Source organism: Thalassoglobus sp. (assembly GCF_048270125.1).
In the GTDB taxonomy this organism is placed as follows: Bacteria; Planctomycetota; Planctomycetia; order Planctomycetales; family Planctomycetaceae; genus Thalassoglobus.
In genome coordinates, this window is sequence record NZ_JBLWTN010000011.1 from 17,975 (window position 1) to 40,256 (window position 22,282).

Here is a 22,282-nt window from a genome sequence, read left to right on the forward strand (position 1 = left end):
TTTGCTCTACCGTGTGCCCGTGGAGATACGAAAGATGTTCTACTTCTGGTTTCGCCACTTTGCGAAGTCGTCAATGTACGACCAACGAAAGTCTTTCATCTTTCGGTACTTGAAATCTCGGTTGGCGAGTTGTTCGCTGACGTAATCATCGACATTCTTTTGCAGGATGAACGGGTCGCGAGTGCGGGATTGCCAGTCAGAGAGGGCAGTCTTCAGGCGATTCAGAGCCTCAGCATGATCTGGGTTTTCAGCGAGATTGTTCCACTCGTAGGGATCATTTTTTAAGTCATAAAGTTCAAAACGTGGCGGCTTCGACCACAGAGCGAACGCCTGTTGAACATGTGCCGGGGCAGCCAGCTGTTCTTCAGCTGTTGCTCCGGAAATGACATAGTGTGGGTGTTTCTCATCGAGGTAGGTGTTGGCGTCCAGATTTTCCGTATTGGGGTGTGGGCTGGAAATAAGTTTATAGCGAGCGTCACGCACTGAATGTTGAACGAAGCAGGCACGTGGGAAAGAGCCGGTTGTCAGTGCGAAATTGAACTGACGCCATGACTCGGGAGTTTCATTGCGAAGCAATGGTTGAAGAGGCAGGCCCGGCAATTCTTTGGGAACGTCGAGGCCAGCTGCAGTCAGAATGGTGGGTAACACGTCCAAGGTCGAAACGAGTTCCTCTCGAACGGTTCCAGCTTTGGTCTGTCCGGGCCAGCGAACGATCATTGGGACTCGCAGGCCTCCTTCGTATACGGTCCCTTTACCGCGAGGGAATTGAGCTCCATGGTCGCCAAAGTAGATGACTAATGTGTTTTCGGCATGACCACTTTCAGCAAGTGTGTCGAGCAGCATTTCGACACCGGAATCCAGACGCTCCAGGCAGTTGTAATAGTTTGCAACTTGTTCACGCAGCCTTGGAGAATTCACACCGATCCAGGGCATTGGCTGGACTTCGTCTTCGTTAAGCGGTTTGAGGGGACGTCCGTTGACTTTGCGAATAAACGGCAAGTGAGCATCGGGGAAGTTCACAGATAAAAAGAATGGCTTTTCGCCAGCTTCGCTGATGAATTTCTTCGCTGCTGCCGCGTAGTCAGCGACCGATTGTTTTCTCTGGAAATTGGAACTCGGGATTTGATGCGAATCGAAAGGGAAGGCACTCTCTGGATTCACATGCAGCTTCCCAATGAGGCCTGTGTAATAACCGGCCGCATTGAGGTGAGTGGCAACGTTCGGAGTTTCTTTGTCGTACATGGCGAACTTGTGAGTCGCCAAGCCGATCTGTCCATTCTGGTGCGGGTGCAGCCCAGTCAGAAATGCTGCTCGCGACGGAGAACAGACCGAGTACGGCACGAACGCATTCTCAAAGCGAACTCCCTCACTCGCCAGTCGATCCAGAGTCGGCGTCCGCGCGAAAGCATCGCCATAACAGCCCAGTTCAGGACCATTATCTTCGGAGACAATCATCAACACATTCGGCTGACCTTCAGCGAAGGATGATGCCACCGTGCCTGAAAGCATGGTGATCAGAGTGGTGATCGCGACGAAGTCCATGCGTGTGGGAACCATCGGCTGCTCCTTGGCGTGCATTCTCTGTATGCACTGATGCGAACGGTTTTTCTCAACGAGTCCAGGCAACCAGTGTGGATGATGATGCGTTCCACTTCAACAGCGACTGATCTGTTCTTAGAGCTTTTGTGCTGTTCATCGCCCAGGAGGATGAAGCAGCTTGGTCGAGAAGTTATGTTCTCACTAAACCGCTGAGCCAAGTGGCGAAGGCGCTGCCAAAGACAAGGGGAGCCCAGGCAGCTTGTTCGGTGCGGACGATTCCCGTTTGACCGAGAAAGCCACTGCCCATTGAAATTCCGTAAACAATACCCAGGACCAGCATACAGACTGCGATGTTGGTCACCTGCTGCATGTTGCTCATCTTATCTCTGCGAATGATGAGTGGGATGACAATATACAACCCGACGATTGTGAGTAACGGGCGCGTCAGTCGTGAGTGGAGGTGCATTAACAAGCTGCGGCGAGAGAGAACGCTGCCATACGGCTCTTGCAGCCTTTGAAACAACGTCCCGGTTCCCATCAAACTATGGTTGGACGTGTGTCGACTCATTTGGCTGAACGTGAGATGACAGTTGACGAAAACATCGGTTCCATTCGGTTGCGGGACGATGACTTTCTTTCCGGTCTCGGAGAGTGAGAGTTCTTCAAAACTTGTTGTGATCCCTTTCAGTAGCCAGCCACCTTGAGGTTCATTGCTTGTTGGAGGCAAATAGTATGCATCCTCAGCAGAAATTGAATCCTGATTTGGTGAGATAACAGGTGGTAACCGGAACTGTGGTTTATGAAGCCGCTTTTCTGCTGGGAAGACTTCTTCGCCCGAGACGAACATTTTCCACCTCGGATCGAATTGCGGATCGACTTTGTGTCCGTCATCAGCGGTTTGACCATGTCGACGTTGTAATTTGGAAGCGACGTTTGGAAGGATCACTTCCTGATTGACAATCAAGAAACCGTTGACCACACACATTCCCAGTAATAATGAAATCGTCGCCCGGTAGGTCGGTACGCCAGCTGCCAGAACGGGGTGAAACTCTCCATTCTTCAAAAACGAAGCAAGCGCAGCGATCGCTGAGATGACAACAATTGCAGGTCCGGCTAGCTCGATGATCATCAGAGACTGATAGAAATAGTGATCGATCATCAGCTGGAAGAGCATCACCGTTCCGCCGTCCGCTTTTTCTGCGGAATGCTGAAATGAATCGAGGTTGACGAATCCATCAACGACCACAAAAAGCCCCGCCGACGCGCAGAAGAAAACGGCGACGGTTTGCAGATAGCGAACCAGCAGGTATCGATCGAATGTGGTCAAGGAAATTCGTGGTTGATGAGGTGATGGGAAAGCAGCGTCTGGATTACAGACCAAAAAGCGGGATCAGGTCAAGATGGAGTTGGAGAAGATCCGGGGGCTTCCCTGGTGTGAGAGTCCCGGCATTTGGGGAGCTGGGTCTAGTTCGGGATAGGCCTGATGCCTGGCCGAATGTATGGCTGAGTTGACTGCGAACGGGAATATCGACATTGACCCTTTTTCTGTAGTCGCCGTAAACTTCCAGTGGAAGTTATTGCGTCGCTGAGGCATCGAGTTTGCCCTGACAAGATATTGTTCGCCTGAAAAGTGATGAAACGTATGTCGAATCCCAGTTTAGAATCGTCTCAAACGCGGTTGACGGACTGGTTACGTCCTCACTTGCGTTGGGTGACGGTCCCAAGCTGGGTACTTTCGGCATTGTTTCATGGATTGGTTGCCGGGTTGATTGTGCTGTTGTCGCAACTGCCGAGCTGTCAAGCAGATATGGCGGGTGATAATGGTGAAGCGTTTCGCGACGTCGGCATCAGAACCCGACCGAGCGCAGCGGAAACAGAGAACGAAACAGAGTCCGAAAGCGAGGACTCTCCGGCTGAGTTGGCTTATGAGAACCCGCTCACGGCACAAGAGCCGGTCGTAGAGAATTCTCCACCAGTCGCCTTGGAACTTCCAAGCATGCAACTCGCTCCTCTGACAATTGGAGCAGGCAGCATTCCGATCCCAAAGATTCTCGCCAACAACGATTTGCTTCAACCGAGTGAAGCAGGAGGAACGCCGACGACATCTCAGGGGACAGGAGCCCCGGTCTCTGGGGGAACCTCTTTTCTGGGAATTGAGGATGTCGGGAAGCGATTTGCTTACGTGATTGATCGCTCGTTCAGTATGGACAATGATGGAGCACTTCAGGCAGCCAAGGCAGAGTTGCAGGCGAGCTTGTCTCGCTTGAATGAAACGCAGCAATTCCAGGTGATCTTTTATTCCGGAACAGTGAAACTGCTGGAGCCGAGAAACAGTCCCAATAATATGTTCTGGGGGACCGATGCTCAGCGAATGCAGGTAAGTGGCCGCTTACGTTCAATTTTGGCCGACGGCGGAACACGACACTTACCCGCGATCATGAAGGCACTTGAAGGCAACCCGGATGTGATTTACCTGTTGACTGACGGGGCATCGGAACAGGCACTCTCTGCGGCGGAATTGAACCAAATCAAAAAACGAAACCACGGTGGAGCTCGCATTCACTGTATTGAATTCGGACGATCTCAAGCACCTGCACTCGATGGAGCAGGAAATTTCTTGAGAGAGTTAGCGAAGCAGAATAATGGGCAGTATTTGTACCGCAACGTGAAGCGGACTCGCTGAGGAATCGGGAATTGGGATTTCCCGTTCCATGAAAATAGCTCGCTGTGATGACATGAATTTCAGCGAATAGGATTGGATGAAATGATGCAGGTAAGTTCTTCACAGCCGATCTCAAAGAAGGAACGCTGGATTTGGTTCAGCGTGACTTCGGTGGTGATGGTCGTCGTCGATCAATGGCTGAAGTTGTATGCAATTCAAAACTGGAAGGGGCTTCCGCCACGTTCATTTTTCTTTGATACTTTCCGGATCACGTATGCCGAAAACCATGGGGCGTTTCTGGGATTAGGCGGTGAACTGCCTGATGAAGCCCGGTTCTGGATTCTCGTGGTGACGAACGGACTCGTTCTGCTTGGTGTCTCTGCCTATCTTCTGTTTGGCAAGAACATCAATCACTATGTTTTCCTCGCGTTTACCTTGGTTGTGGCTGGGGGAATCGGAAACATGATTGACCGCGTTCGATTCGAGTACGTGGTCGATTTCTTCAATATTGGCATTGGCGGATTGCGGACCGGGATCTTTAATATTGCTGACATGGCAATTACTGCGGGGTTCTTCATGATGCTTCCGCTCGTTTGGTCTCCTGAAGCTGAAAAGGTCTCGGAGAAAGATTCCGTCACTCCAGAGGTCGATGGGGCTTCCGGGTCGCCTGTCTCGTGAATCAATTTCCGCAACAACGTCTGCTCTCTTGCATGATCCTGCTGGCCGCCATCAGCATGTTGATCCATGTTGGAGCAACCGCAGGCGTTGCTGAGGATCGGGTCACATATCGTCCTTCCGGCTCTCTGCGGCCGATTACCATGGTGGGTGATATCATTGATTCGACGGGTCGCGAGTTACAGATGATGACGCTGAACGGCAATCCGCAGCGTATTTCTGCAGACGACATCATCACAATCAAAACACATTACGACCCCTCCCATCTTGCGGGAATCGAAGCTTATACCGCAGGTCGATTAGAGGATGCCGCGTCGTATTTCATCACCGCTTATGATCGCGAGCCGCGCGAATGGGTCGATCGTGAAATCGCAGCCTGGCTGGTTCGGTGTCGATTACAACAAGGGGATCTTGCCTCAGCGATCGCCTCCTTTCGTTCAATCATCAATACCGATCCATACTCGCGACATTGGGGGATTGCTCCGCTGGTCTGGTCACCCATGAGCATCAGCGAATCTGTGCGGAAATCAGTTCGTTCAATGTTGGTCAGTTCACGCAATGGAGAGCGATTACTGGCTGCTTCGATTCTCTTGTTTGACGGTGTTTCCGGGAAGCTGGCGGAGCGAGAACTCAACGACCTGGCGAGTGATCCGAATCCACGAATCTCGAAGCTTGCGCGGGCTCAACTCTGGCGGGTAGCGATTGCGAAGAGTCAGGTGACTGAGAACATTCTGCAGGGCTGGCGAGATCAGATTGAGTTGTTGCCGGAACCGCTCCGACCTGGGCCGCAGTATTTACTGGGACGTGGATACGCTCATTTGGGGGAACCGCGACTCGCGGCTGCGGAGTTTCTGAAATTGACGATAATTTACACGAATCATGAGGCTCTCACCTCGCGGGCGACACTGGAAGCTGCCCAGGCAATCGAAAGAACGGGGTTGACTCATGAAGCGGATCTTCTGTATCGCGAACTTCTGATTCGATTTCCAACAACCTCGGAATCGACAATTGCCCGCGAAAAGCTGGCTGAAAATAGAACGGACTCGATCAACTCGAATTCTGAGTAAGTGAATGCTCGGAAGGATGATGAGATTTTCTCAGTCGGATTTCACTCACATGGCCAAGCGATTTCGATTTTTGATGACAACCTGCATGATGCTGGGATTCATTCTCGTTTCGCGCCCGGTTCTTGCTGCCGAGGGTGCGATTTTTGAAAATGGGCAAGTCAATCCACAAGCTCTTTTGCAAGCCGGAGGAGCGATTGGATACGTCATCATTGCCCTGAGCGTCGCAATGGTCGCACTTGTGATGGAACATTTGCTGAGCATCCGTAAAGGCTCTTTGATGCCGCGCGGACTCGCAGAACAATTACATCAAATGATTTCAGCGGGGCAGTTTCAGCAGGCTGATCAGTTGTGCCGTCAACGGCCGACCTTTCTGTCCTACGTGGTGATGTCCGGGTTACAGGAAGCGAACTTCGGATACAACGCGGTCGAGAAATCAATGGAAGATGCCTGTGTCGAGCAAGCAGCGCGTCTTTCCCGGAAAATCGAATATCTCTCGGTCATCGGGTCACTGGCTCCGATGCTGGGATTGATGGGAACTGTCTGGGGAATGATTCAGGCGTTTGCAGAGTTCACTGAAAAAGCGAATCCGATGCCGGCCGACTTCGCACCTGCTATCTCCGAGGCACTGGTCACAACACTCTTCGGGCTCTGCGTCGCCGTTCCCGCACTCGCTGCGTATGCGTGGTTCCGCAATCGCATCGATGAATACGTTGCAGAGACAACATTAATGGCGGAGCACCTCGTCTCTCCGTTGAGACGTTCATTGATTGAAAAACGAAAGGCGACGAAAACAAACCCCGGATCGGCGAGGAGCTAGCGCATGCGTCTTCCCGTCCGATCTCGTAAGCATGGACTTAAAGTCGACATCACTCCCTTGATTGATGTGGTTTTTTTGCTGGTGATCTTCTTTCTGGTCGCCTCACACTTTGCGAAAAGTGAACCGACAGAAGTCGTCGAATTGCCAACAGCGACTCAATCAACGGACGATGAAAATCCGCGTCGGCTCATCGTGACGGTGAATTCCGCGGGTGAGTATTTCGTCAATGCGGAGCAAGTTCAGATGGGACAGATTGAAGAGATGATCCAAGATGGGGCTGAAGGTGACCCGCAAACTTACGCCGTCCGAATTCGAGGTGACCGCACAACACCCTATTCTGCTATCGAACCGATCATGCTCATCTGCCCGAAATATGGAGTCACAAAGTTTGGATTTCACGTAATTGGCAAAGGATAGCAGCTAGTGATTAGAGCAAGTTTCATTTAGGTCTTCAGTGTCCCCTTTGTCCAGGTGAACACACCGGGAGATAAATGACTGCCACGGATGGAGCGATATGACTGCAGGCCACTTTTGAACATGCTGCTGAATTTTGTCTGCGGAACATGCTTTTCATGTGAAGCCTTTATTTCTGAGATCGACGAGAGTGAACACGTTCTTCATCATCAAAAAAAATTCCTAGACAACTCAAATCAAAATGCGTATCCCCCAGCAGCATGAACGTGATCACGACTTCGGAGCGATGACTCCGATGATTGATATTGTGTTTCTGTTGTTGATTTTCTTTGTGGTGACCGCATCTGGTGGAGTCCGGGAAGAATTGCTTCCGACGGAACTTTCCGCAGCCGGGGCGGTGGAGTCCGACATCACGCCGGTAGAGCCACAAGAACTGACGGTTGATATCTGGTTGAAGCTGATGTTTGAGGCAGAAGGCAAGAAAACACGCGTTGATATGAATGGGACCGTGTACGAGGATTTGGAGCGACTGAAAGAACAATTACGGGCTTTAGCGGAACTGGGGCCTGAAAATCCAGTGATTTTAGACATCGCGGGCGATGTCCCGCTCGGAGATGTCGTTGACGTGTACGACACTTGTCAGGCAGCCGGGTTCGAATCTGTCAGCTTCGCGGCGGACGCCCCAAAGTCCAATTGATCTAAATCGTTGATTCCGCGTATCTTTCCGGCAGTTTGTGCCGAAATGCCCGCGACCCGTTGGTCGCCACTTTTCGCCTGACACCAGGAGTGTCCGGCTAAATTCACGGATGACGACTCGTGTTCTTGAACTTTGTAATCGCTGTTCTGATGTGGTTTGCCTGCGTGGCTGACCTCGGGTGGACAGCGTGGACTGATCTCAGAATTGCTCCTGCGTTTCTGGATTTAGCTGTCGTCGTCGTTTGCCTGTTTTCTCGTCCACAATGGATTGTGTTCTGGGGTGGAGTCGCGGGACTTCTCTCAAGCGTTGTTCATGTGGAGCCGATTCCATTGTGTGTTATGCTGTTTACAAGCGTGACCCTCATCGCTGCCTGGACAAAACCGTCTGAGATGAAGCGACCGACGTTTGCTGCCACGCTGATTCGCTGTCTCTTGGTCCTAAGCGTTTTGAAAGTTGGCCGGATTGGAATTGTTCATTTTCCGGACACCAATTTTCTGGGAACGATCGGGATGGAGCAAATTGCTCAGGTCGCCTTGACGTTTCTGATTTCGATTGCCGTCTGCATGCTGTTCATGTTTCTTCATCGCCGTCATGCGTGGGAGTGATCGATGCAGAACCAACCGTTCTCCGACCTCGGCAGTTCTCGCGAAGATGCAAACCGCATTGGAAGTTCTCCTCAAATGCGGCTTGGGATACTTGGCGGCGTTGTCGTCGGGGTTGTGTTTCTGATTGGCATCCGTGTTTGCCATGTTCAGGCGATGATTGCCCAGCAGTTCATCTCGCCGTGGGAAAAGATACAGATTGTCGAAGAGACCATTCCAGCTCGCAGCGGAAGAATTCTCTCTCGCGATGGAGCGGTGCTGGCCTTCGACGAAACTCGCTACGATCTTGCTGTTGACTATCGTTGGCTGGAGGAACCGTTTGATGCCGTCTGGCTGCGGCGGCAGGTCTATTCTCGGCTCGATCGAAACCAACGCGATGATCCGGAAGCTAGAGAATTGATGGAGCAGGAGCTTAAGCGGGATCGTCAGGCGCTCTTTGAGAAACTTTCGAGTCTGACAAAGGTGCCAGCAGATGAGCTTCTGAGTCGAGCTGAGCGGCTGCAAAAAAGAATCGAACGCATGGTCGTCTCGGTGGAGGCCAGAAGGAGTGACTCCCTTGCAGAAAATGATCCTCAACCCCTTGATTTCAAACAGGGGCTAAGCGGAATTATAGAAACGATTCGCAAAGAACTGACGACTCCTCCGCGACGATATCAAAGCGATCCCATCATCTTAAAAGAAGAACTTGAACCGCACGTGCTTGTCGAGAACGTTCCATTGAGCGTTGTGGCGGCGATTCAGTCAACTCCGCATCGTTTTCCAGGTGTGCATGTTCAAAGTCATGCATCACGGATTTACCCGCTCGGTGATGTCGCTCCGCATCTGATTGGATTACGAAAAGCCTCTGCAGGCCGTGATCAAATTGCAGGGCAGGGGGGCGTCGAAGAAGCTTTTGATGACGTACTGACAGGACACGAAGGGACGAGAATTCACAAAGTCAATCGCCGTGGGGAAAAACTTTCGAGTGAGGTCTCGCAGGACCCGGTTGATGGAAAAGATGTTGTCCTGACAATTGATTCCCGCCTGCAGCGTACGGCTGAAGAACTTCTGGATCAAGCACTTTCGAATCCAGAGAGCGATCCGCAACCAGTCGGAGGTGTCGTGATCGCGATGGATCTCTGGACAGGCGATCTTCTTGCCGCCGCAGCGGCTCCGCGTTACTCGCTGCAAATGATGTTGAAGCCAAGTGAAGCAGAGTGGAAAGAAATCCTTGAGCATCCTCATCAGCCACTTTTCCCACGGGCAACGAAGATGGCAATTCCGCCGGGCTCCGTTTTCAAAGTCGTCACGTCTGCTGCGGCTCTGGAACAGGGGGAGGTGACGCCGGATGAAGTTCTGGAGTGTCGCGGATATTTGAATTCACCCGATCAGCTTCGCTGTATGATTTTTCGCAAGTATGGATTGGGACATGGAGAGATTCATCTCGACGATGCGTTGTGCCGCTCGTGCAATGTCTTCTTCTACGATCTGGCTCAGCGGATTGGACCGGATGTCCTCGTAGACTGGTCGTCACGATTTGGATTTGGCCAGCCGACCGGGATCGAAGTTCCGTTTGAAAGCTCGGGGTTCCTGCCGAATCCTCACGATCCCGAAGCGAGCAAGAAATGGTATCCTGGAACCTCGATGCAACTGGCGATTGGGCAAGGTGAGCTTCTCGCGACGCCACTTCAGGTAACGCGAATGATGGCCTCGATCGGGAACGGCGGTTATCTGGTGACACCGCGAGTCCGGATGGTACAATCCCGCGAGTTGCCCGAGACGGAACAGACATTGAAAAAAATCCCCGGACTCTCCGAACGTTCGCTGACGACGATTCGTCACGGTTTGGAAATGGTTGTCCATCATCCGCATGGAACCGGGGTCGCTGCGTTGACTCCCTCCATGACGATGGCAGCGAAAACGGGAACTGCGGAAGTGGATGGAAAACCGGATCATGCCTGGTTCGCAGGTTACGCTCCGGTGGAATCGCCCAGAGTCGCTTTCTGCGTCGTGCTGGAACATGGTGGTTCCGGAGGAGATGCCTCTGGTCCCATTGTGAAGCATTTAATGACCGAAATGATTGGGTTGGGTTTACTGAGACCGCAATGGAGCGAGGAAACGACCCAGGTTTCCGAGTATGGCGCGAACTGATAAAATCGAGCGTCAGGAAGCACAAGTGTTTGGCCTATCTCGGTTTACGAGAGCATTTTCAATGCTCATCGTCTCCATAGAGGCCACTTTCATGATGATCAAGACAATTCGCAACGAAACTAATCGCGAATACGATTTCAAAAGTTGCTCTAATCGGCGTCAATTCACTCGAGTCCCAAGGAAATCGCGTGAATTACCCTGCGAGATCACTGAGATGACCGATATACTCTAGGAGCGGTTTGTAAAGGCGAAGTCAAAGAGTTGTTCCCAAATCGGCGCTAAACAAATCGTCCGCCTGCCAACGGGGCCACTTAAAAATGTCCCACCTGTGAATGGGCCTCCGCATACGAAGCCCACTGAAGAAGAGGCTGATAGACAAGTGACAAATGCCAAGGGATTGAGAGCGAACAACCGGGTTCTCCTATCGAATCATCAAAGTTGTTGCTCTACTGACCCTGCCATTTGGATTCGCCAAGTCGACGGAGTGAATAGACATGCCCCTGAAAACCCAAGAAGTTGAAGAGCCAGCACTCAATCTGACACCGATGATTGACATCGTGTTGTTGCTGGTCATTTTCTTCATGGTCGGGACGCAGTTCACCGAACACGAAAACAAATTCGAGATCCTGTTGCCGACCGTCTCAGACGCTCAACCGCTGACTGCACTGCCGGATGAATTGATTGTCAATGTGGCGAACGATGGTTCAATTTTTCTGGGAGGAGAAGCGAAGACTGTTGAGGAACTGGAAAAGGATCTCCGAGCCGCGCGGGAACGATATCCAGAGCAGACCGTCATCATCCGTGGGGATGGACCGGGCCCGTATCAGCATGTCATGACGGTTCTGAATATTTGCAATCGGGCGAAAATTAAAAGTATCCAACTCGCAAATCAAATCAAGGAGGGTTGAGCATGGCCCTCGCAGCCATTGACTTGCAATCTGAAGCCTGGCATTTTGGGACATTGCTCATCGCACTGTTTCAACCGTTGCTGGTGTTGATTTTGATCATTGGGTTCATTCTCGCGTCCGCACATTTACTCACCATGATCGGAACTCGCTGGGGAGATCGTCGTACGGAATCCAAGGCGTTTTTCTTTTCCATCGGTGTGCATATTTTATTGGCCTGTGGGCTGATCGCCTTACTCCCGGAGTATCGGCAGCGAGTCTATGCAGACATCGTCAACCTGGACGATGAACCGATCAGCATCCAGACTGTGCCTGATCGAACAGCTATGGAAAAAGTCGATCTGGAAGGTGGCAACACTCCGGTCTGGGATCAGATCAAGTCGAGTCAGAATCAGGAATGGGAACGTTTCGAAGCTCCTCCACCGGACTTAACGAAGATTGACCAAGCACTCGACAAGCCGACCGAAGCTCTCGACCTGAAACCAGAACTTTCTTCTGATTCCGCTTTGCTCCCTTCTGAATCTCTGCCGGTGCCGCTGCAGGAAATCACTGCAGAGAAAGGAGCACTCCAGGAAGCTGCCGTTGATGTCAACGTGGAGACGCTAGAAACGCAAACTCGCGATGACAAAGAAACTTTCTCAGCTGCTGCGCAAAGAATGTCCCGTCCACTCATCGGGATGAATGAACTGAGCGATCTTGAAAAGCCGACTCAGGGAAGTGCGGATCGCCTCGCTCCTCAACTCACGCGAGATACGACATCGCAGTCACTGAATGCGACTGTTGCGCCTGAGGCAGTGCTGCAGAAGGCGCCAATTGATGAGATGATCGCTCGTCGTGAATCTCCCGCACCGGTTTTGCAGGAGAGTGACTTACTCGGCCAGGAGGCTGCACAGCCGACTGAGTCGGCGACGAGTAGTTCCCAGATAGATCCCAAAATTGCCAGAACCCAGTCGCTCAGAAATATCACAGAGAACGATGCCCCATCGATTGGACGCTACCGGCCATTAATGAAGCCTGAAAGTCCTAACCCGGATCGGACGGACATCGGTGCTTCGATCAGCAGCCTCGGACAGTTTGTTCCCGTTCCCGGCGAACGTCCGCAGATGGTTCTCCCCGATGAAAAGCTGATTGCCCGCACCGACATCAACAGTGTGCCGAATGCATATATTCTCAGGTCAGACGAACTTCGCCGGAAGGCGATTCTGAAGTATGGCGGGTCTGAACGATCCGAGCAGGCAGTCGACTTGAGCTTGAAGTGGCTCGCTTCGGTTCAGCATCCGGACGGGTATTGGGACGCCAGTAAGAATGGCTCTGGTAAGGTCGGCATCGACGACGATGGCATCGACAGAAAATTTGCGGGGCGTGAATCAGATACTGGAGTGACAGGACTCGCGGTTCTGGCGTTTCTTGGCAAGCTGAACACTGTGGATCAGGGGATTTACTCTCCCAATGTGACACGTGCTCTTCGCTGGCTCGTAGCGCAGCAAAAAACAATCGAATGGCCCAACGGCGATAAAACTTCGGGATACCTGGGCGGGAACGCGACAGAGTTTTCCGGAGTCTATTGCCACGGCATGGCGACCTTCGCGATTGCCGAAGCGTACGCCGTTTCGAAGGATAGCGAAGATGCTCAATTTTTAAGAAAGCCATTAGAACGTGCCATCAACTTTATTCTGGCGACTCAAATCAACGATGGTGGGTGGCGGTATGTCAAAGGACAGCCCGATGGTGATATGAGCATCTTTGGTTGGCAATTGATGGCTCTGAAAAGCGCTGAAGCTGCCGGAATTGAAATTCCGTTTGAAGCCAAACATCGCATGATTCAGTTTCTCGATTCTCGACGTGTTGGTCGTTATCGCGGCTTAGCAGGCTATCGGGCAGGCGAGGCCCCCTCACCAGCCATGACCGCTGAAGCCCTCTTTTGTCGACAGATGTTAGGGATCGATACCGACCTGACTGCAACCGACGAAGCAGTTCGATATCTGCTTGCCAACAGGCCGAGTCGGACGTCGCTGAATCTCTATTATTGGTATTATGGCTCTCTGGCAATGCACAAGCGGGGCGGTCGAGACTGGGAGCAATGGAACACCGCTCTCCGCGACCTGCTCGTTCAGGAGCAACGGACCGTCGGCCCACAAGCAGGCAGCTGGGACCCGCGCGGCGTCTGGGGAAACTACGGCGGCAGAATCTACTCCACCGCCGTCGCAACATTAAGCCTCGAAGTCTATTACCGTTACCTGCGACCATAGTCTCCGAACTTTCCGCAAAACGAAAGCCTGGTTAAAACCCCTCTGGAAGCTTATGGGATAGTTGGTTTTCTCAGTGTTTGACTGAGCAATTTCAGGTATCAGGGGGAGTTCTTAAAAGTGCATGGAAGAGTCAGTCGATGATTGAAAACAGTCTGTATTCACCGGGGCAGAGCGAAGCACCCCTCAATTTTCATAATGAGGTTCAGTATGTTTCGCGAAACGATTATTAGAACTGATCCTGAAACTTGAAATTGCTCTCTCAAACGTTGAGAAAAGCGGCTTTTCCAGAGGTTTTCGGACTGGTTCTAAACATTGAGTGGATTCCTGTACCGGCAGTCTGGCTCTTTTGCTTCCGTTCTTTTCTCAGCTGGCACCATCGAACTCGTCCGAGAAATAGAACAATAAGAGTGCTGGTGAATCGGCATCCGTCGCGTCGAGTCTATCTGAGCTGATCCACCCCTGGTAGTGGTTCTAGAGCATCTTTCGAATTGGTTTGCAGGTTCTGCCTCGTGGCGAACAGCATTTTTACTGGAGAAATGCGTTCTTCACGGGCACACGGTAGAGCAAACTGCTCTAGCAACTCTGATGTAGCATCTCATGGGCTGCACATTGCGAGCATTTTAGAGAGTCATAGGGTGGTTTTCAGAGGGATGACAGGAGTTTAAAGTAATCTAACAACCATGAGATAAATGAGATTTTTACACAAAATTCAGCAGGATGCTTCTAACCGAAACAATCGATAGAATTTTCCTGAGACTTCGTGCATGGGTGGTGTTTCGTTGATTCTGATCTCGGTTGTATGGTACAAGTAAAAGACATTGAGAGGTGAGAACCATGCTCCTCATGAAATTGCGATCAATCTATGGGGGCGAGGTCTTGATCAGATTTTATTATTACTGAAACACTCTCTTGCTTTCTGTCTCTGTGAAGAGTGCTTTTCATTAACAATGATTCTTTTTTCACAGGGCAGGACGCGAACATTCTTTCTGCAAATGCTATAGTTTTGATTCGTTGGCATTCCCAGTCTGTTTGCGAAATGTTTCTTTCTCTGCGGGCACTTTCTGATTATGAATTTGATTCCATTTACGGTCACAATTGATACGGAAGAGGAATGGGACTGGTCGGGGCCGTTTCCGGTTCGAGATTTGTCGGTTTCAAACATTCACCAATTGGGCCGTTTTCAATCGCTTTGCGACAAATACGACATTCGTCCGACGTATTTCTGCAATCATGCGGTCATTGCGAATCGTGCCTCAGCTGAAATAATTACGAAGCTGAGCGAATCAGAAAATGTTGAAATTGGGATGCATCTTCATCCTTGGAATACTCCGCCAATTCAATCAGAAACCGTTGGACCAGGCGAATCGTTTACACACAACCTCTCTCCCGGAGCACAAATCGAAAAGTTGCAAGCTACGTTCGATTCGCTGGTCGATGCCGGAATAACACCGAAAAGTTTTCGGGGTGGGCGGTATTCAAGTGGCGATGTGGTGCAGAAATTTCTGGTGGAGCACCAGTTTCTCGTTGATTCTTCAGTCTGTCCCTACACAAGTTGGCCTGATGATGGTGCTCCAGACTACTGTGATCGGGGGCTGGAGCCAACACGCATTGAGTTTGGAAGCGGCGAGGTCCTTTGGGAAGTTCCGCTTACGATGGTGACAACGCGTCGACCTTACGATCGCTGGTTGAAGATTTTTAATAGATTGGAATCTCCAGCTCTCGCGAAACTCCGCTTGATTGGAATATTGAATAAACTGGGAGTTGCGTCGCGCGTTTGGCTAAACTTCGAATGTGAAGAAGCTCATCGAATTGTCAAGTTTCTTGACATTGCAGCGTCGTCAGGCCTTGGACATTTGACCTTTACAGTCCATAGTTCATCTCTCTCTCCAGGCCCCGGTCCATACTGCCAAAGTGAGCAAGATTGCGATCGGATTCTGTTGGGAATTGAGTCTGTTTTTCAGGTTCTCCAAAGAGAGCCGATCTTTCAGCCTGCGACGATGTCCCAACTGGCAGGCCTCCTTGAGGAAAAATATCATGAAGGTTTTGGGAATTAGCCCCCTCGATAAAGACTCGACCATCAGCTTCATCGAGGATGGTCGAGTAGTCTTTGCCTGTGGAGAGGAGCGACTTTCGAGAGTTAAGCTTCAAGATGGCTTTCCTTATCGGGCACTCGATCTGGGATTTGAATTAACAGGTTGGTCACCATCCGAAATCGATGTGGTCGCCTACGCTTTTCTGGATGCGCACGGAGAAGCGCAGGCGATTGATAAGAGCGTTCAACTCGACGGGCAACGTGACAGCACTCAAGCCCTGTCAGCATCGTCAAGTTATCTTCGGAGTGCAGTCTCAAAATTAGAAAAATCTCCAACTGTCGATCCGATTCCTGGTCTGGATGCGTCAATGGAATTTATGGAGCGCAAACCGGCTTGGAAGCGGGCGATCTATAAACTTGCAGCGACTGTTCCTGCTTTCGATCGTCGCATGCACCGAAAAGAACTTGCCCGCTGGCGAGACATGGCTGTTGAAGATCATACGCTGCGAAATCAACAGCTTCTTGAGGGTTTGAAAAAGTATCACCTGGAAGGGAAACTGAAGAGATTCAATCATCATCTGACGCATGCGGCTAATGCCTTTTATTCGTCGGGCTATTCTGAGGCCATCGCGGTGCTTCTCGATGGGTACGGAACCGGTAATGCTGGTGCGGTCTATTCGTGCAGTCCTGATGGTTTCAAACTGCTTCATCAATTCAAATTTCCGTATTCGCTCGGTATTTTTTATGAGTACGTGACAAGCGCACTCGGATTCACCGCTGGTCGGCACGAAGGGAAGATTGTCGGACTTGCAGCTTATGGAGATTCCACGCTTCTTGAACCGGTTTTGAAAGCTCGTTTTGATGGCCTTGAAGAGGGTGACATCAGAATGCATGGTGCCTTGAACTACTTTTTGTCACGGTACTTTTCGCAGCACTTCTCAAAGCGAGACATCGCTGCGACGTACCAGAATGTTCTCGAAGATGTAGTGAAGCAAGCGGTCGAAGTTTGGGTTGACAAGACCGGCGCCAAGAACGTCGTCGTGTCTGGAGGAGTGAACGCGAATGTCAAACTCAACCAGCGAATTCACGAAATCGAGGGTGTCGATTCGGTGTTTGTCTATCCGAACATGGGCGATGGTGGCTGCGCGACCGGTGCAGGACTACTGGCATTTGAACGTGAAAAGTTAGGCTCTCTGGAAATTGACAATGTTTATTACGGTCCAGAATATTCCGATGAAGAGATTTGCATTGCTCTTAAGGAAGCGGGACTCGATGCGGACTTCTCCGTGAATACAGAATCTGAAATCGGAAAGCTCCTTTCAGAGAACCGGATTATTGCAAGATTTAACGGACGCATGGAATATGGTCCCCGGGCATTAGGGAACCGATCAATTTTGTATCCAGCTCAGGATCCTGAGGTAAATTTGTGGTTGAATCATCAGCTGGGGCGAACCGAATTCATGCCCTTTGCTCCGGCGTGCCTTGAAGAGCATTCGAAAGACCTGTTCCTCAAGACTGATGGCTGTGAAAAAACTGCACAGTTTATGACAATTACATTCGATTGCACCGAAAAAATGAAAGAGATGTGCCCGGCAGCAGTGCATATTGATGGAACAGCTAGGCCGCAAAACGTCTCGATGAAATCGAACGAAAGTTTTTACAAAATCATCAAGGCTTACTACGACATTACAGGAATTCCTGCGGTGATCAACACGAGCTTCAATATGCATGAAGAACCGATCGTCTGCTCACCGGACGATGCAATTCGAGCATTCCTGAAGGGCCGGATGGATTACTTAGCTATTGGTAACTACTTAGTTAAACACCCGAACCTCGCTGAGATTGATGCCGAAAGAACTCAGACTGTCAGCCATTGATTTGTTGAGCATTTTATTCTCAGAGGCAAGAGTAATGTGCCCAGCAATCTCAATGGGAATCGCGGTCGATCCGTTTTAATTTGCCACGCAATTTTTCTCATTCAGTTCCAGCAATCGAACTGCATTGGAAGGCAGTTTAGAAGGTGTGACGGGGTTTGAGGACTGAGGGGCAAACTCATCACGAGGAGAGACCGGGCGTCTTTAATGTTTGTTGTGATTGTGAAGGTCGTCTTCATCATCTCGCAAACTGCTCGCCACGAGACAGAGCGTAAAGATCAATATTGAATCGACTCGATCACATTAATTCTAACTGGTGTTCGGGTTCTGCCTTGTGGTGAGCAGCAGTTTTTCTGGTGAAACGTGTTCGACACGGTCACACGATAGAGCAAACTGCTTTTGCTCGTGTTCGGAAATAACTCTTTCTACGTATCGTGGTGCTTAAGGTTGCTTGGGATTTGTGGTCCAGACTCGACAGAGGATGCCTTGGTTGATGAATCCTTTGGGGGCTGTTGATGTGGTTGTGTAGTGTCTTTCGCCGCTCGTAGGGTTTTTGAATTCGAACAACGGTAATGTGGTTGCAGGTGGTTCAGGCTGGTTTGCTTGCATCGCGTAGAAGAGTGGTTTCCCTTCATTCGGAGTTGCAGATAAGTGTTGAGAGCCATTCGTCAGTGTTGTGTAAATCGGGATGTTTAGCGAGGTCTTTCGGTCTTGTGCGAAGAAGGCTAAGTCTTTGTTTTCGGGGTCTTTGTGATGGGGGGCTTGTTTGACGGAAGTTCGCAGGGCTAGTGACTCTTTGTTCTCAGCGTCTATTGTTCGATAAATTGGTAGCGGGAGTGCCAGGCGTTCGTCATCGAGGTCGAGTCGATACATCACCTGGTTGTAATCGTATCGCAGAGTTTGGTCTTTGTTATTTGTGAACGAATGGGTGTAGGTCCCCTCGAAATAGATAATGCGACCATCTTCCTGGTCGAACATCGGATGTTGTTTGGGGTTGTAGAAGCTGTAGTTGTTATGGGTGACGATCTTTTGGGCGTATTGCCACGGACCAAGAGGAGTGTCGGCCTCGGCGTACCAGATTTCTCCTAAAGGTGATGTACCAAAGAGTTCGAGCATGATGCAGACCCAGCGTTGCCGGTGCTCGTTCCAGTAAACCGATCCACCATGGCAGTTCACTGCGCGACCTGTGTTGAGGTCAAAGAGCCGAAACCGCAGGTCGTTTGGTTTTAGAAGACCTGAATTCACCAATGCCGCTTGTGATTTCATGTCGAGTGATGGGAGACCTTTCTTCCATGAGTATCTGACGGCTCCTTGTTCGTCGTGATCTATGAGCGGCTTGTTTGGGGTGCTTCCAGCTTTCAAGCAGGTGTAAGTTTCGTACTGCGACAAGTCCTTATAAGCTTCGGCGGTCGCGGGCACTCGGACAGTCGGGAATGGCAGGCAGAAATAGACATACTCCAGACCGTTCTCAGTCACTTTCAGCGGATGCCCATTCGGGTAAAGAGGAGTGCTCAACGGGAACGTTTTCACTTGTCGAAACTCTTCCGCAGCCACATCGAATTCAATGATCCCTCTTTCGTAGGTTTCTAAAGGAGGCTCGATTTTCGCGTAGCTGGCGAGGAGCTTTTCACGTAGATTTTTGTCCTTTAAAGCAATCAACCCGCCTATCCAGGTCGGACCTTTTCCGGGCATGTCAGCGGTCGCTTTGGCGAGTCCGTTGGGCGCTTTGAAATAGTTGAGATTCACCCCCACATCGGGTGAGAGTCCACCGTCGTTCGCGAGTTTTGATGTCGCACCCGGAACATCGAAAATTCCTAACGGATGAGCAGGCAGGTTGGTGTCTCCCCAGAACCAGTAAATGCGGTTGTTGAAAACCGTATTCACAACACTGTCTGAACCAAGCACCCCGGCATTCAGGGCTGGCTCTGCAAGCGGGACGTTGTCACCAAGCAATAGGCTGTCGCGGTAGATTCCTTCTCCAGTGACGCGATAAAGACGCTCAGCGATATTGAGTCGCTTCAGCTTTAAGACCGCTTTGCCACCGGGAGTGATTTCGAACGACTTTCCTTGAAAACCAAACCCTGCCTGGGGGGATTCGTACCCGTGGCTGAAGACTTTGAAATAGACCCGTTGGTTCATCAACCCCGGCTCGTGAAATGCCACGACGCCTGCAGAGTCGGTGACGAAGCGGATATTATTGACCGTGGTGAGTTCGACTAAGGGGATCCCACGATCTGTTTCTGCATCGACAACCGTGATCCGAAAATAGTCATTCGCGGAAGCAATGGGGTTGCCCAGTGTCATCGCAAGCCAAGTGAGAAGAATGGTCTTCGAAATTGTTTTGCTCATACGGTCCGGAGCCTGCGTGCGATATGATCAAGGTGAACTCTTTGTGTGCCAAACTGGTCGAGAGGGATCGCTCCACGATACGCTGGCAGCCGTCGGCACTCAACTGTTTTCCTTGTTCGCTCAGTTTCTCTGAGCGGCTGAGGAGATAGAGTCTTAAGTAGGATTGTATCAATTCAGGCCGGCTTCATTATCGAACGCTGTCAGCGAAGTGGGCGGTTTCGATAATTGCCGCGCGCTGCGAGGTAGAGCACGAACACCGATTCGAAAAAAATCTAGCCAAAGAGGCGATCCTGCAAGAATTGATGCTGTCGGAATCGATCACTGTCTCGAGAAAAAAATCTTCAACTTTCTGACACCAAGAGTGACTGGGATGGGTATCGTGAGTGACATTCTTTGTGGATCCTTGTTGTTTCGGCCTTTTTTTCAAAGAATGCCGAAACGGAAGAAGCCGCTTGGAGTTACACACAAGTCGGGAAGCGGTCGTTGATTTCAGAGCAGGGGAGCGACCTCTCAGTCATTAGAGATTTGGTCATCAGGTTGAATATGAAGAATCGAAATTCAAAAAATTCTCTGTTCGCAATCATCGTGGCGAGTCTGCTTGCGATTCATCCAGCAAATGTCTTTGGACAGGACGATCTCGAAGAAGACTTCGGTCCGCGCCTTCCATTTGCTGCGGTCGCAGTGAAAAATATCGATCAATCGCTAACGAATATTGCAGCGATGTTCGATGCCACCGGTCGGTCCGACATGACCGATATGATTAACGAATTCCTGACAGACAAAGCAGGGAATCTGGAAGGCGTCAGCCGTACCAAGCCGTTTGGGTTCATGTTCTTTCTGAGCGATTCGCTCCCCCCGCAGCCGGTTCGTGTTGCGTTCATCCCGGTCGATGACATGGATGCTTTTATTCGGACGGCTTCTCTGGGGCCAGCGAAACCGGAAAAAGTAGAAGGCAAAGAGAACGTCTACAAGTTTCCATTCGGGCGGCGAAATCGTGGCATCAATATGGTGGTCGAGAACGGTTATGCGTTTGCAGCGTCTGATGAATCGATGCTGGAAGATCTGCCTGATCCGGAACAGGTCGTACGGAGTATGGTGGCCCGTTACGATGTGAGCGCTTCTGCGATGCTGGGAAATATTCAGCCATTGATGAAAGATTTCTTCATCGCGACCCTGCAATCGAGTTCGCAGGCAGAATTGCAACAACGTGACGATGAGTCGGAGGCGGCTCACCAAATGCGAAAAGCGAGTGGTCAAAGCGTGCTGGAGTTGATGACACAGATTCTTCGTGATGGTGAACAGATCACAATTGGTTTGGAAGCCAAGCCTGAAGAAAAAATGGCTGCCATTGAATTACTCGTTGACGCCACTCCCGAAAGTGAATTCTCCGAATTCATGAAGAATATCGGCGGACGGAAAAGTATCTTCGAGCCACTCCAGTCAGACTCAAACCCGCTGACTCTGACGATTTCCTGGAAAATGGATCGTCGAGAGAAAGAGGCGATGATTGGTCTCATCAAAGGTTTCGAACTGGCTCTGGGTGAGCAACTCCCGGAGACGTTCGTGGCGTCAATTGGTCGCATCGCAGATTCATTGCGTGCGACTGCCGAGCAAGAACACATCAATGGTGTCTTTCAGTTTATTCCGATTGAACGTAATGAATTCGCTTTGATCGGTGGCCTCAAATTGGTTGGTTCGCAAACGTTTGGAGCTGCGCTCAGAGACCTCCTCTCTGGTGTTGGTGAGCTTGATGGGATCGAATCCGTAGAACTTGATGTTCATGAACATCAAAACGTGATGTTCCATCGTCTTGTTGCTACCAATGCAAGTGAGGAAGACCTGCGGATATATGGCGGTCATCCCAGTGTCTACTTAGGTTCTGGAAATGGAATTTTCTGGTTCGGGATCGGGGGAGACAAATTACTCTCCGAACTTGATTTCGCGATCGACCTGCTGCTCGAAACTCCTCCTGGGACTCTTGAAGGAAGTACCGCTCCACTTCAAGTTGTCTTCCGACTATTGCCCTGGATGAATTTACCAGCACGGGAAAACGCAAACCAAAATGGTCGTGAACTCGCGTTAGAAGCGATTGAGAAAGGTCAAGATGCGGTCCGGATTGATATTCGTCCGACAGAGACCGGGGGCCGGATACGAATGCAGTTTGAAGAAGGTTTTGTCCGGCTCCTCGGATTGACTCTGGCTCAGCTTTACGACCGGAGTCAACTGTAAGGTGCTTTCTGGTAAGTGCTTACTGTTGCTGGATCGTTGCA

16 protein-coding genes are annotated in these 22,282 nt (G+C 50.7%); 13 read left to right on the forward strand and 3 right to left on the reverse strand.

Annotated features, from left to right (window positions below):
- Positions 1-39: 39 nt before the first annotated feature.
- Together ACN0YR_RS13940 and ACN0YR_RS13945 are read right to left on the reverse strand one after the other, a co-directional pair.
- Complete coding sequence (locus tag ACN0YR_RS13940) at positions 40-1,557, reverse strand: sulfatase (RefSeq protein ID WP_417849849.1); 1,518 nt, start codon at positions 1,555-1,557, stop codon at positions 40-42.
- 172 nt (positions 1,558-1,729) lie between these two features.
- Entirely contained in the window at positions 1,730-2,866 is a 1,137-nt protein-coding gene (locus ACN0YR_RS13945) for an LptF/LptG family permease (RefSeq protein ID WP_417849850.1), read from the reverse strand.
- A gap of 315 nt (positions 2,867-3,181) precedes the next feature.
- Between ACN0YR_RS13945 and ACN0YR_RS13950 the strand changes: the two genes are divergently transcribed.
- From ACN0YR_RS13950 to ACN0YR_RS14005, 12 genes are all read left to right on the forward strand, one after another.
- Entirely contained in the window at positions 3,182-4,222 is a 1,041-nt protein-coding gene (locus tag ACN0YR_RS13950) for a vWA domain-containing protein (RefSeq protein WP_417849851.1), read from the forward strand.
- Between the two features lie 81 nt (positions 4,223-4,303).
- Positions 4,304-4,879, forward strand: coding sequence for a signal peptidase II (gene lspA / locus ACN0YR_RS13955; RefSeq protein WP_417849852.1), 576 nt, complete (start codon positions 4,304-4,306; stop codon positions 4,877-4,879).
- Positions 4,876-5,943, forward strand: a complete 1,068-nt coding sequence (locus ACN0YR_RS13960) for a hypothetical protein (protein WP_417849853.1) — start codon at positions 4,876-4,878, stop codon at positions 5,941-5,943. The genes lspA and ACN0YR_RS13960 overlap by 4 nt, the downstream gene beginning before the upstream one ends.
- A gap of 49 nt (positions 5,944-5,992) precedes the next feature.
- On the forward strand, positions 5,993-6,760 hold the full coding sequence (locus ACN0YR_RS13965) for a MotA/TolQ/ExbB proton channel family protein (RefSeq protein WP_417849854.1): 768 nt from the start codon (positions 5,993-5,995) through the stop codon (positions 6,758-6,760).
- Positions 6,761-6,763: 3 nt separating this feature from the next.
- Positions 6,764-7,177, forward strand: a complete 414-nt coding sequence (locus tag ACN0YR_RS13970) for an ExbD/TolR family protein (RefSeq protein ID WP_417849855.1) — start codon at positions 6,764-6,766, stop codon at positions 7,175-7,177.
- A gap of 238 nt (positions 7,178-7,415) precedes the next feature.
- Positions 7,416-7,871: an ExbD/TolR family protein gene (locus tag ACN0YR_RS13975; RefSeq protein WP_417849856.1), complete on the forward strand. Its 456-nt coding sequence runs from the start codon at positions 7,416-7,418 to the stop codon at positions 7,869-7,871.
- A 119-nt stretch (positions 7,872-7,990) separates the two neighbouring features.
- Positions 7,991-8,476, forward strand: a complete 486-nt coding sequence (locus tag ACN0YR_RS13980) for a hypothetical protein (protein ID WP_417849857.1) — start codon at positions 7,991-7,993, stop codon at positions 8,474-8,476.
- A gap of 3 nt (positions 8,477-8,479) precedes the next feature.
- Complete coding sequence (locus tag ACN0YR_RS13985; protein WP_417849858.1) at positions 8,480-10,603, forward strand: peptidoglycan D,D-transpeptidase FtsI family protein; 2,124 nt, start codon at positions 8,480-8,482, stop codon at positions 10,601-10,603.
- A 494-nt stretch (positions 10,604-11,097) separates the two neighbouring features.
- Positions 11,098-11,511 (forward strand): ExbD/TolR family protein, encoded by a 414-nt coding sequence (locus ACN0YR_RS13990; RefSeq protein WP_145196346.1) that lies wholly within the window; start codon positions 11,098-11,100, stop codon positions 11,509-11,511.
- A 2-nt stretch (positions 11,512-11,513) separates the two neighbouring features.
- Complete coding sequence (locus ACN0YR_RS13995) at positions 11,514-13,757, forward strand: prenyltransferase/squalene oxidase repeat-containing protein (RefSeq protein ID WP_417849859.1); 2,244 nt, start codon at positions 11,514-11,516, stop codon at positions 13,755-13,757.
- Positions 13,758-14,824: 1,067 nt separating this feature from the next.
- Complete coding sequence (locus tag ACN0YR_RS14000; protein WP_417849860.1) at positions 14,825-15,811, forward strand: hypothetical protein; 987 nt, start codon at positions 14,825-14,827, stop codon at positions 15,809-15,811.
- Positions 15,792-17,666 (forward strand): carbamoyltransferase C-terminal domain-containing protein, encoded by a 1,875-nt coding sequence (locus tag ACN0YR_RS14005; RefSeq protein ID WP_417849861.1) that lies wholly within the window; start codon positions 15,792-15,794, stop codon positions 17,664-17,666. Before ACN0YR_RS14000 ends, ACN0YR_RS14005 begins: the two co-directional genes overlap by 20 nt.
- Positions 17,667-18,104: 438 nt before the next feature.
- On the opposite strand, the gene ACN0YR_RS14010 is transcribed toward ACN0YR_RS14005, so the two are convergent.
- A complete protein-coding gene (locus tag ACN0YR_RS14010; protein WP_417849862.1) occupies positions 18,105-20,012 on the reverse strand; it encodes a hypothetical protein in 1,908 nt (635 codons plus the stop codon).
- Positions 20,013-20,555: 543 nt separating this feature from the next.
- On the opposite strand from ACN0YR_RS14010, the gene ACN0YR_RS14015 reads away from it, so the two are divergent.
- Positions 20,556-22,241 (forward strand): hypothetical protein, encoded by a 1,686-nt coding sequence (locus ACN0YR_RS14015; RefSeq protein ID WP_417849863.1) that lies wholly within the window; start codon positions 20,556-20,558, stop codon positions 22,239-22,241.
- Positions 22,242-22,282 lie beyond the last annotated feature (41 nt).